This is a genomic window from Chloroflexota bacterium (assembly GCA_016219275.1).
Taxonomy (GTDB): Bacteria; Chloroflexota; Anaerolineae; order UBA4142; family UBA4142; genus JACRBM01.
Genome location: JACRBM010000106.1, coordinates 35,651 through 46,696, shown reverse-complemented (window position 1 = coordinate 46,696; position 11,046 = coordinate 35,651). Strand labels below are relative to the sequence as shown.

The 11,046-nt window shown below is 58.5% G+C and carries 8 protein-coding genes, 1 tRNA gene and 2 rRNA genes; 2 read left to right on the top strand and 9 right to left on the bottom strand.

Translation table 11 applies throughout. From position 1 onward, the window contains the following. Positions 1 to 574: ribosomal RNA gene (locus HY868_27770) — 23S ribosomal RNA — on the top strand; the annotation flags it as partial. Between the two features lie 101 nt (positions 575 to 675). Continuing rightward, a 5S ribosomal RNA gene (gene rrf, locus HY868_27765) occupies positions 676 to 792 on the top strand. Between the two features lie 32 nt (positions 793 to 824). On the opposite strand, the gene HY868_27760 is transcribed toward rrf, so the two are convergent. The 9 genes from HY868_27760 to HY868_27720 form a co-directional block, all read right to left on the bottom strand. Then, positions 825 to 2,096 (bottom strand): sensor histidine kinase, encoded by a 1,272-nt coding sequence (locus tag HY868_27760; protein MBI5305955.1) that lies wholly within the window; start codon positions 2,094 to 2,096, stop codon positions 825 to 827. Positions 2,097 to 2,317: 221 nt separating this feature from the next. Further along, entirely contained in the window at positions 2,318 to 3,211 is an 894-nt protein-coding gene (locus HY868_27755; protein ID MBI5305954.1) for an Ig-like domain-containing protein, read from the bottom strand. A gap of 138 nt (positions 3,212 to 3,349) precedes the next feature. After that, positions 3,350 to 3,748, bottom strand: a complete 399-nt coding sequence (cdd, locus tag HY868_27750) for a cytidine deaminase (GenBank protein MBI5305953.1) — start codon at positions 3,746 to 3,748, stop codon at positions 3,350 to 3,352. Further along, positions 3,745 to 4,911 carry an HlyC/CorC family transporter gene (locus HY868_27745; protein MBI5305952.1) on the bottom strand — a complete coding sequence of 389 codons (1,167 nt, stop codon included), beginning with the start codon at positions 4,909 to 4,911 and terminating at the stop codon, positions 3,745 to 3,747. Before HY868_27745 ends, cdd begins: the two co-directional genes overlap by 4 nt. A 55-nt stretch (positions 4,912 to 4,966) precedes the next feature. Beyond that, positions 4,967 to 6,337, bottom strand: a complete 1,371-nt coding sequence (glmU, locus tag HY868_27740; GenBank protein MBI5305951.1) for a bifunctional UDP-N-acetylglucosamine diphosphorylase/glucosamine-1-phosphate N-acetyltransferase GlmU — start codon at positions 6,335 to 6,337, stop codon at positions 4,967 to 4,969. Between the two features lie 90 nt (positions 6,338 to 6,427). After that, positions 6,428 to 8,770 carry a glycosyltransferase family 39 protein gene (locus tag HY868_27735; GenBank protein MBI5305950.1) on the bottom strand — a complete coding sequence of 781 codons (2,343 nt, stop codon included), beginning with the start codon at positions 8,768 to 8,770 and terminating at the stop codon, positions 6,428 to 6,430. Positions 8,771 to 8,859: 89 nt separating this feature from the next. Beyond that, positions 8,860 to 8,930: transfer RNA gene (locus HY868_27730), tRNA-Gln, on the bottom strand. Positions 8,931 to 9,039: 109 nt separating this feature from the next. Next, positions 9,040 to 10,113, bottom strand: a complete 1,074-nt coding sequence (locus HY868_27725; protein ID MBI5305949.1) for a hypothetical protein — start codon at positions 10,111 to 10,113, stop codon at positions 9,040 to 9,042. An 87-nt stretch (positions 10,114 to 10,200) separates the two neighbouring features. Further along, positions 10,201 to 10,965: a segregation/condensation protein A gene (locus HY868_27720; GenBank protein MBI5305948.1), complete on the bottom strand. Its 765-nt coding sequence runs from the start codon at positions 10,963 to 10,965 to the stop codon at positions 10,201 to 10,203. Positions 10,966 to 11,046 lie beyond the last annotated feature (81 nt).

Genomic DNA, 11,046 nt, shown 5'->3' with positions numbered 1-11,046 from the left:
AGGGAGCTTGACTGTGAGACCTACAAGTCGGACAGAGACGAAAGTCGGGCTTAGTGATCCCACGACTCTGTGTGGAAAGGTCGTGGCTTATCGGACAAAAGCTACCCCGGGGATAACAGGCTGGTGAAGCCCAAGAGTTCACATCGACGGCTTCGCTCGGCACCTCGATGTCGGCTCGTCGCATCCTGGAGCTGGAATAGGTTCCAAGGGTTGGGCTGTTCGCCCATTAAAGCGGTACGCGAGCTGGGTTCAGAACGTCGTGAGACAGTTCGGTCTCTATCCAGTGTGGGCGCAGGGGATTTGAGGGGAGCTGCTCTTAGTACGAGAGGACCAGAGTGGACGAACCGCTGGTGTGCCAGTTGTCCCGCCAGGGGCACCGCTGGGTAGCCAAGTTCGGCAGTGATAACCGCTGAAAGCATCTAAGTGGGAAGCACGCCCCAAGATGAGATCCCCCATTCGGTCAACGAAGTAAGCGCGGTCGTAGACTACGACCTTGATAGGGTAGACGTGTAAGGCGCAAGGGCGCAAGCCCAAGTGTTTCAGCGAACTACTACTAATGCGCGAGGGCTTACTCTCGGGATATTGATGAATTGAAGTCTAGCAGTACTACATCGTTCCTAGCCATTTACCTCTATTCAGTTGCTTAACAACACTTTTCAAATAAAAACAGATTCCTCTGGTGATTTGAGCGGTGGGGAAATACCCGGTCCCATTCCGAACCCGGAAGTCAAGCCCACCAGCGCCGATGGTACTGGCGGCACGCGCCGCTGGGAGAGTAAGTCATTGCCAGGCGGGAATCTGTTTTTATTTTCCGTTCCCCCACTCTAGTTCTTCGAGTTTTGGTTGACTCGGCATTCGACGCGCGTGCCTTGCCCCGGCGCGCTCGACACGCGCAACTCGCCTCCGATCAGCGCGACACGCTCGCGCATCCCAACCAAGCCGAAATGATTCGCCGGCACCGCGCGCGGATCGAATCCCTCACCATCGTCCGCAATCGTCAACATGGTCCTATTCGCTTCGCCGCGCAACGCGATGGCGACACGCGTCGCGTTCGCGTGTCGCGCGATATTTTCGAGCGCCTCTTGCGCGACTCGCCACAACGCTTCTTCTTGCGCTTCGCTCAATCCGGGTAACGCTTCATCGGCATCCAGCGCGACAGTCGCCGCACTCTCTTGCTCGAACACCGCGATTTCTTGTTTCAATGCGCCGAGCAAACCGAGCGACGCAATCGGCGACGCGCGCAAATCGCGAATCGCTAACCGCGTTTCGTCCAGCCCTGTCCGCGCGGCTTGTTCCGCCAGCGCGAGTTCGCGTGACGCGTCGTCCGTTCGATGCGGCAGGAGCGAGCGCACGGCTTGAAGTTGCACGATCAGCCCGACGAGCGAGTGCGCGAGCGTATCGTGCAAATCGCGCGCCATCCGGTTGCGTTCCCGTGAACGCGCCAACTGATCCGCCATCGCGGCGAATTGTTGCAGTTGTCGGTGCGCGGTTTCCAGCTCGCGTTCTTGCGCGCGTTGTTGCTCGACGAGCAAGCCGACGATGTACGTGACGAGTACGAGCAAAATGATTTGCAGCGGAATGAACACAGCGGTCAGGCGCGGCACCCACTCGAGCGCGATCGCGGCGAGACTGATCGCGAAATGCAAACCGCCGGCAAAGATACTGCTCCACAGCGCGCCGCGAAACCCGTACTGCCATGCCGCGAGCACCGTCAACACGAGCACGAGAAAAAACATTTCGTTGCGCCGTGTGTCCGCGAGAAAACTCGCGAACGGCGCACCCAGGAGATAGGTCTGGAACGGGCGCACGATTTCGAAATACAGGTACTCGATGTTTTGTTCGATCATTGCGATGCCGAGCAAGAGCGGCAAATAGCGTGCACCCAATGCGCGCTCGAGCGGCTTGAGCCACGCCGCGATGCCGACGAGCGTGGTCGCGATGAGCGACGGCGCGACAATCAGCGCGATGTCCCACCCGGCTTCAATGCCGAGCATTCCCATCACCGCGAGCACGACGACGATTTTCAAACCGATGAGAAATTGCAGAATACGAATCGTGCTGACCATGTTTAATCTCGCCAAGAGTTTCTTATCCATGATTGTAACTCAAAATGAATTTGGCGTCACCTGGGGTAGGGAACGCTCGCACGGCTGTTGCAGAGTTGTTTTATTTGTCATTTCGAGCGTAGCGAGAAATCTCTCGCCTTCGACCAGGATGAGATTTCTCGTCGCGAAAAACGCTCCTCGAAATGACAACCGGATTTGTCAATGGACTTGCAACAGCCCTGGGAATGTTCGCCGGAGCGTTCCCCGGTTGTTCAACGATACACCACGGTCATCACGCCATTCGCAATCGTGATCGTTTCGACGCAGTGATAATCGTACTGTTGCGCGAGCGTTGACGTGAGCGCCTGGTCAATGCTCGCGCTGATTTGCGCTTTGCGCGCGTCCGGCATCACGAACGCGCCGACCTGGGCTTGGAGCACCGCCACTTTCACATCGCAGTTACTCGCCGACAACGCGACGACGACCGTGCCGTTCACACTCGCGCCGTTTGTCGCTTTATACGTCCCTTTGACCGTGATTTGTCCGTTCCGCAAACTCACGTTCGACGCGGTGACGTAATCGTTGACGCTCGCCGCGAGCGCGCGGTTGATGAGCGCGTTGATTTGCGCTTCGGTGAGGACGAGCGTATGTTTTGTCGTTGTGGTAGGCAGTGACGTTGGCGCGGCGGCAAGCGTCGTCGCCGCGCGCGTTGGCGCGACCGTCGCAACGACAGGTGCCTTGGTCGGTATCGGCTTTGCCACGTTCGGCATGGGCGTTGGCGTCGCGATTTTTTCGACGACGTTGACGCTGACCGCGGCTTCGGCGATTGCGCCTTGCATGTTCGTCGCGCGCACGACGAGCACGTGCACCCCCGCGCCGGTTGCCTTCCACGTTTGCATCGTCGCGAACGATTTTTGCGCCGCGCCGTTCGGACTTGCATCCGTCTTGATCGTTTGCCCGTCCACGAGCAACTCGACGCGCGCGATGCCTTGCGCGTCTTCGGCGACCGCTTGCGCGGCGATATCTTGCCCCGCGTCGAACGTGCTATTGTTCGCGGGCGCGTTGATCGTGACGCGCGGCGGAGCTGGCGCGGGTGTTTCCGTCGCGCAACCTGCTAGCGCAAGAGCGCTACTCACGAGCACAAGCAGAGATACGATGCGTTTCATTTTTTCACCTCGTCTGTTTTGTTTACATCATACCGTCGCCGCCGAAATCCGACGAGTGCCAAAAGTCACTCGAACAGAGTGAGGAAAGAAACTCGCACAGAAAAAAATCCAGGTTTCTCGAAGAAACCTGGATTTTACTTACGTGAGATGTTTTGCGCCGAAACGCATCGGTAAAATTTCTTTCATCGTGAATCGCTTGCGCCGTTTGCCGCGCGGCGCGGCGAGCACGATTACCGCGTCGTCCGCCGCAAATTCGGAAATCACTTGGCGGCATCCGCCGCACGGTGACGCGCCGTTCTGCGTGACGACCGCCATCGCGCGAATCACGCGTTCGCCGTCGGACACGGCTTTGAAAATCGCGACGCGTTCCGCGCATAAGCCGGACGGATATGCCGCGTTCTCGACGTTGCAACCCGAAAAAATTTTTCCCGATGTCGTCAACACCGCCGCGCCAACCGCGTAATTCGAGTACGGCGCGTATGCGTTCAAGCGCGCCGCACGCGCCGTCGCGACCAGCTGTTCTAAATCTACCTTCATGGTTCCACCTGTTCGTTGAACGATTTGGTGACGCGCACTTTTTTGATGCGCCGTCCGAGCACATTCAATACCGCAATCGTCACATCATCCACGCGCACCTGGTCGCCAACCTTGGGCATTTTTTCGAGGCGTTGGTAGATCAAGCCGCCGAGCGTGTTGTTGTCGGTCGGCAGAGTCAACCCCAGAATTTCATTCACTTCGTCCAGGTTGACGCGCGCGTCGAACACGCCTTCGTTCTCGCCGAGCCGTTCGACAAGCGGCGGCTCGCCGGTGTCGTACTCGTCCTGGATTTCGCCGACGATTTCTTCGAGCACATCCTCGATGGTGACGATGCCGGCGGTGCCACCGTACTCGTCCACGACGATTGCCATGTGGACTTGGTTCTTCTGCAATTCCTGCAACAGTTCATCGAGGCGTTTCGATTCCGGCACGAGGTACGCCGGACGCGCGAGTTCGCGCAACGTCGTATCCGTCTTGCCGTCGCGCAACAGCCGCAACACATCCTTCGCGTAAAGTAGTCCGACGATGCGATCTATCGTTTCCTCGTACACCGGCACGCGCGAGTGCGCGCCGTCAATCATCACGTCGAGCGCGTCGTACAGCGACGTTTCCACTTCGATCGCGATCACGTCAATGCGCGGCACCATGATCTCGCGCACGAGCGTTTGATCGAGTTGCAGAATGCCGCTGATCATCTGCCGCTCGTCCGATTCGATCAAGCCGACGCGTTCGCTGGCGTCCACCATTTGCTCGACGGTTTCGTCGCGCGTGACTTCGGCTTGCAGTGAATCGTCGCGCGGTTCGGCGAGCGGCAGAAATGGTACGGTGTCGCCGAACAAAGGCAGAACGAGTTGGTCGAGATGATTGCGCGCCCACTTGCGCGCGACATTTCCGAACGCCATCACGACGATGGTTGAAATCGCGACACCCAGCGCGAGTATGCCCATGTCCACCGTCACCGGCAAAAACATCGCTACGACCATCGCCCCGTCGAGCGCGGTGGCGACCATGCCAACAGCACCGCCCCAGAATTCGAGTCGGTTGGTGCGCGCAGTTTTCGTGGTCGGTTGAATCTCGCGCACGGCTTGCGCGGTCGCTTCGACCACACTCGCCCCTGCCGCGAGAATCGCGAAACCGGTCCAGATAAATAATTCAAGCCACATTTGAAATTACCAATTACCAACTACCAATGACAGAAACTTGATCTGAATCGTTTGTTCATTGCTCATTGAGTTTCCGGATCACGCGCGCCGGTTGCCCCACCGCGAGCGAATCCGCCGGCACATCTTTCGTAACGACCGCGCCCGCGCCCGTGCGCGCGCGATCGCCGATCGTTACCGGCGCAACGAGCAACGAATCACTACCCAGGAAAACATCTTCGCCAATGCTTGTCTGATTTTTGGACTTGCCGTTATAGTTGCATGTAATCACGCCCGCGCTGTAATTCGTGCGCGCACCGATTCGCGCATCGCCCGCGTACGAAAAATGCCCCATGTGTACGCCTTCGCCGAGCCAGGAATTTTTGACCTCGGCATAATTTCCCAGGTGGACGCGTCGCGACAAGTACGATTGTGGACGCAAATGACAGAACGGTCCGATTGTCACCTGATCTTCAAGTGTGGATTCTTCGATCACCGATGAACCAATCGCGCAATCATCGCCGATGACTGAATCGCGAATGAGCGCGTTCGGTCCGATGCGACAGTTCGCGCCGACGCGTGTGTTGCCGCGCAGATACGTGTTCGGTTCGATGATCGTGTCCGCGCCGATGACGATTGCCGCGTCAATGTACGTCGTCGCCGGGTCAATCAGCGTCACGCCCGCATCCATTAATGCGTTGTTGATCCGTTCGCGCATCACGCGCTCGGCTTGCGCCAGATGTTGGCGCGTGTTGATGCCGATCACCTCGCGCACATCGTCGAGCACAATCGTTTCGATGCGTTCGTTTTCGCGCGCGGCGAGCGCGATCATATCGGTGAGATAGTATTCGTTCTTCGCGCCTGCCGGTTTCAACGCGTCGAGATTGTCCCACAACCAGTTCGCGTCGAAGCAGTAGATGCCGCAGTTCAACTCGCGAATTGCCAACTGTTCCGGCGTCGCATCTTTTTCTTCCACGATTCCCAGGACGCGTTTATCAACATCGCGCACGATGCGTCCAAAACCCATCGAGTCGTGCGAGACGACGGTGAGCATCGTGATCGTCGGGCGCGCGCGTTCGTGCAACGCGACGAGTTCGCGCAGCGTCGCGATTTGCAAGAGCGGCATATCGCCGTAGGCGACGAACACCGCGTCCGATTTGCCGCGCAACGTGTCGCGCGCTTGGAGAACCGCGTGCCCGGTGCCGCGCTGTTCGGTTTGTGTGACGAATTGAAGGTTGGAGATTGGTAATTGGTAATTGGTGATGGCGTCGCGCACCTGGTTGCCGCCGTGCCCAACAACCAGAATTGTATGCGCGCATTCGAGTGTGCGCGCGGCGTCGAGCGCGTATTGCACCATCGGCTTGCCGGCGATGGGATGCAAGACCTTGGGCAAATTCGATTTCATCCGCGTGCCTTGCCCTGCGGCGAGGATGACTGAGGCGAGATTCATAAGTATCTCCTGAAAATTTCATTTGCCCACCAAGGACACCAATCTCACAAAGAAAATATTCGTGTCCCTTCGTGCCCTTCGTGGGCAATCTCATTTACCTGTGACTTGCAAGTTGCCCACTTTGACTTCATTCACAAACAGTGTCGCCTGCCCCGGCGCGGCGTTCGCGAGTTGCAGATCGAAAAACGCGCAAAGCCCGCGTCCTTCGACTGGGATTGTAACCGTTTTGTCCGCCAACACAAAATCGCGCAGGGCGGCATCGCGCAGGCGAATAACCGCGCGCTGTGCCTGTTTGCCATCGCCTGCGCCGCGCCAAAAGAGCGATAACGCAAACGTGTCGCCCGCGCGCAGTTCGTTCGGCGTCAACGTCCAGCCCATCAGTCGCGCTTGTGGCGCGATTTGAACATCGAGCGTCTGTTCCGGTTCCAGGTCTTCGTACCGATTTCCCTCCGACGCGCCCGCGTTCAAATTGCCAAGCGCGATTGGTTCACCGAGCACTTGCATCGTCCGGGGATTGTACGCTTCGACGGCGACGCGATAAATGCCCGCTGGCGCGCACGCGTTCAACCCAGGATAAAATTTCTCGATGATGATTTCGCCCGTGCGCCACTGAGTTGTCGCGTAACTGTTCGTGCCCGCCCACTTGTCTTCCTGTCCCCACGTACGATTTTTTTCGTCGCGCACCTTGATCGAAAAGGTGTACTGATCCGGGATCGGATTGAGCGCGCGCAGAAAAAGTGTGACGGTCAGATTGCGCCCGCCCGGACCTTCGGGCAAAACGGTGTGCCCGATCAATTCGATCAAGTTGCCCCAGTTCGCGTTCGCGCGCGTTTGCGGTCGCGCGAAATCGCCTGCGCGTGCGAGCGTGGCGAACGGATCGCGCGCGTCCGGCAAGTTCGATGCTGGGACGCGATAGAGCAACAAGAGCGCGCCGCCGTTCGACGCCGGCAAGGTCTCGCGCGCGCCGAGTGCGCCGAGACGCGTCGCGAGTGTTTGGACTTTGCGCTCTTGTTCCGGTGGAAACGCGTAGAGCGCATCCTTGCCGGACGCGTTGCTCGGAATGACCACTGTGTCGCGGCTCTCGAAACTTGTCACCGCCGCGTAACGTGTGAGAAACGAAATCGTCCCGTTCTGATGCCACAGCGGCGCGAGATACAACTGCGTTTCGGACGCGGCGCGATTGATCCACTGCGCGGTCTCGACCTTGTCCATGTCAAACGCCAGGTACGTGTCCGGCGAATTGGTGAACACGACGAAATAATCGTTCGTCGTTAGCGTTGCGCTGATCAAAACTATCGCGCCGAACGCGAGCGCCGCCGCGCGCCGCGCAATCGGCGCGCGCAAACGATCCCAGAGCGCGGACGCGCCCCACGCGGGCAACATCAAAATGACCGGCGAGCCGACCATGATGCGTCCGTTGTTCGGCGCGTCGTCGCTGACGAGCGACAATGCAATCGCGAGTCCCAGCCACACGGCGAGAAATATCGCACGTCGGCGCGCCTGCGGCGCAAAAAAATCGCGCAGCCACGCGATGACGCCAATCACAAACAGGATCGCGGCGAACGGATCGAACACCGGACGATACGGCAGGTTACGTAAGACGCCGGGATCGCCGACAACGAAAAACATTCCGGCAATTTTTACCGCGTTCTTGGCGAGTTCGAGCAGCGCGTTGTCGCTGACCGTGCCGTGCGGCACGAAAATTGAAACCTCGGTCGTGTGCGAAAAAAAATCAATTGGACGTTCGATGTAATGCCAACCGAGCGGCGCGAACACGATTGCGGCAACTGCGCCGGCAAGGACGAGTCCTACAAAATACACACGCGCGCGTGCGCGTTCGGCGAGCATCGCGTACGCGGTGAGCAAGACAATCGCGACCGGGACGATGCGCGCGGACGGGTACGTGTAGAGCGTCAGTCCGGTGAAAATGCCGGTCAGCGCGAAATCGCGCCAACGTGCGCGCGTGAGCGCGCGCCAGAATTGCCAAAGCGTCACGGTCGCGAGCAGAACGGTCAGCGGGATGCGTTCGCCGTAGCGATTGTAGAAAATGTGCCAGAATGAAATCGCGGTAAAGAGCGCGGACAGCAAGCCGATGCGCGTCGAATTGAACAGCGTGCGCGCAACGCCAAACACCACGCCGACGGTGAGTATGCCGATGATGCCAGCCGTGATCTTGATCGCGAGCGGTGTTTCGACGCCGACGAGTGCGGCAGGCGCGGTTGCGAGGTAGACGAACAATGGCTCCGAGCCGCCGGGCTGCGTGAAGAAAATGTGGAACTCGCCTTCGAGGATTCGCAAGACGTCGAACATATAAAACGCTTGGTCGAATTGAAAGCCGGGCGGGAGTGTGTCGAGACGATAAAAACGCAAACACGCGGCGAGAGCGAGGATGCCGACGAGGATCAGTTTTTCACGCGTGGAGACATTTAACATGGCGATAAAAAAATCGCAGATTTGAGATTGCAAATTGCAGATTGAATATCAATCTGCAATCCGCAATCTGCAATCTGCAATTCACTGTACTGGGGCCGGAAGATTCGAACTTCCGTCAGCGGATCCAAAGTCCGATGTGCTACCACTGCACCAGGCCCCAACGTCGAGAGGCATTTTAGCACAGGATGCGTGAACGCGCAAATTAGTTTGGCAGTTGGTTAGTGCGATGGTGCGATAGTTCGATAGTTCGGATAATCTATGTCCAATGATTAGTTGGACAACATCGTCACGAACAACGCGTAGACGACGATCTGCCAAATGGCGGTCATCAGCACCGCGAGCCACGCTTGCGCGAGTGGCACCTCGAACCAATCACGCGCAAAGACGAGCACGGTGTAGCATCCTAGCGCAACGGCGGGCGCGATGCACATCACGAACACGAACAACGGCATCCCCAGAATCACGAGGTACGTCAGCGCGAACGCGATGCCCCAGCGCGGCAATTGCGTCAGCGGATACACGCGCCACGCGTCCGCAAAATCAATTCGCCGCAACGAGTCGAGCGGCGCGGCGGTGAGATAGAGCGGCGCGAGCGCAAACTCGACGAGCGCGACGAATGGCACGACGAACATGCCGACCGGCAACTGCGCGTGAATCAACGCCGCCACCGCGAGCGGCAAGGCGAGCGCACACGCGCTCGACACGCTGTGCCACACCGCATCGCGCGGCGTGATCGCGACCGGCGTCGTCGCGGCAAGCTCCTTGAGTGTTGCACGCGGCGCGGTGAGAATCGTGAGCAAGGTGGACGGTTCGTCTTCGCTAAAACGCGTTTCAAAACCGGCGACGCCGTATTTTTCTTTCAAGCGCGCGACGAGCGTGGCAACCACCTCGTCAAACCCGCGCAAATCCGACGTGAGCAGAAAACCGGCGGGCGTCCATTTGCCAATCAGCAAACTCGCAAGGAAATTTTGGAGTGGCAAACCCTGCGCCGCATCCACCCAAACGACAAAGCGACCGGTTGTTTTGAACTCGATGGAGTGAATCGCGCGCAACGCGTCGTAGCGAATCAATCGCGCGCCGAGCGGCGATTCGAACTGAATGCCGTGCGTCCAAATCGTGACGCGCGACGCGAGGAACGCGAGTGCGCGCGCCGCGACGAGCGCGACGAGCAGACCCAGGTGTGCGGTGAGCAGACTCGGCAAGATTTTTTCGGTGTGATCGAACAGTGGGTTGAACGGCAAACCGAGCGGCGCTCGCAGCGTAGTATAGAGTGCGCGCGTCCATTCGAGGAGATATTCGATTCCATTGACGATCAGCAGCGTTAGCCACAATGCCGTCAACACGCGCCGCACGCGCGGCGGATAAATGTATGCGTCAACTGTTTTCGTTTCGGTCCTCTTTAGCCACGCCCTTAAGGGCGTGGCTAATTGTTATTCTGTGGTATAATCCGCTTCAATCTCTTCCGTCGTGAGTTCGACGGGCGGCGTGTCGGTGCGGCGTTCCAGGACGATTTCGCCGAACAAGCCATCCTGCCGCGCGTTGATTTGTCGGCGTTTGATCATTTCGAGCACGGCGAGAAAAGTGACGATCACTTCGACGCGCGTCGCGGCGTCGTTGAGCAAACGCACGAACGAGACGCGCGTGCCGTCTGCCGTCATGTTGAGAATCGCGTGGATGCGTTCGTCAATCGAAACCGCGAGCGGTACGGTCAGCGTGCCCTGCGGCATCGCGGGGCGCAGTTTGAGCGCGCGATGCAACGCGCGCGCGAGGTCGTCCGCGTTCGCGCCTTCGATCTTCCACTCGCGCGGTGGTAGCTTGGGCGGCGGCGCGAGGCGCGCGAACATACGCATCCCTTTCTGCTCGCGTTCGCGCAGGTGCGCGGCGATCTGTTTGAACATTTTATATTCGCGCAGTTGCCGCGCGAGCGCCTCGCCGGGGTCTTCTTCCGCGACTGGCGCGTCGGCTTCCGGTTGCGGCAACAACAATCGCGATTTCGTCAGGATCAGTTTCGCCGCGATGACGAGATAGTCGGCAAGTTGCGACAGCTCGACGGCGCCGGGCGCGCTGATAATATCGAGAAACTGATCGGTGACGGCGGCGAGCGAGACACGCGTAATGTCCATCTCGTTGCGTTCGATCAGTTGCAAGAGCAGGTCGAGCGGACCTTCGAATTCGGGTAAGCGGAACGAGTGCATGTTTGATTTTCGATTTTGGATTTGCGATTTTCGATTTGCCAAATCGAAAATCGCAAATGATTATATCTTGGATTAAGGTCG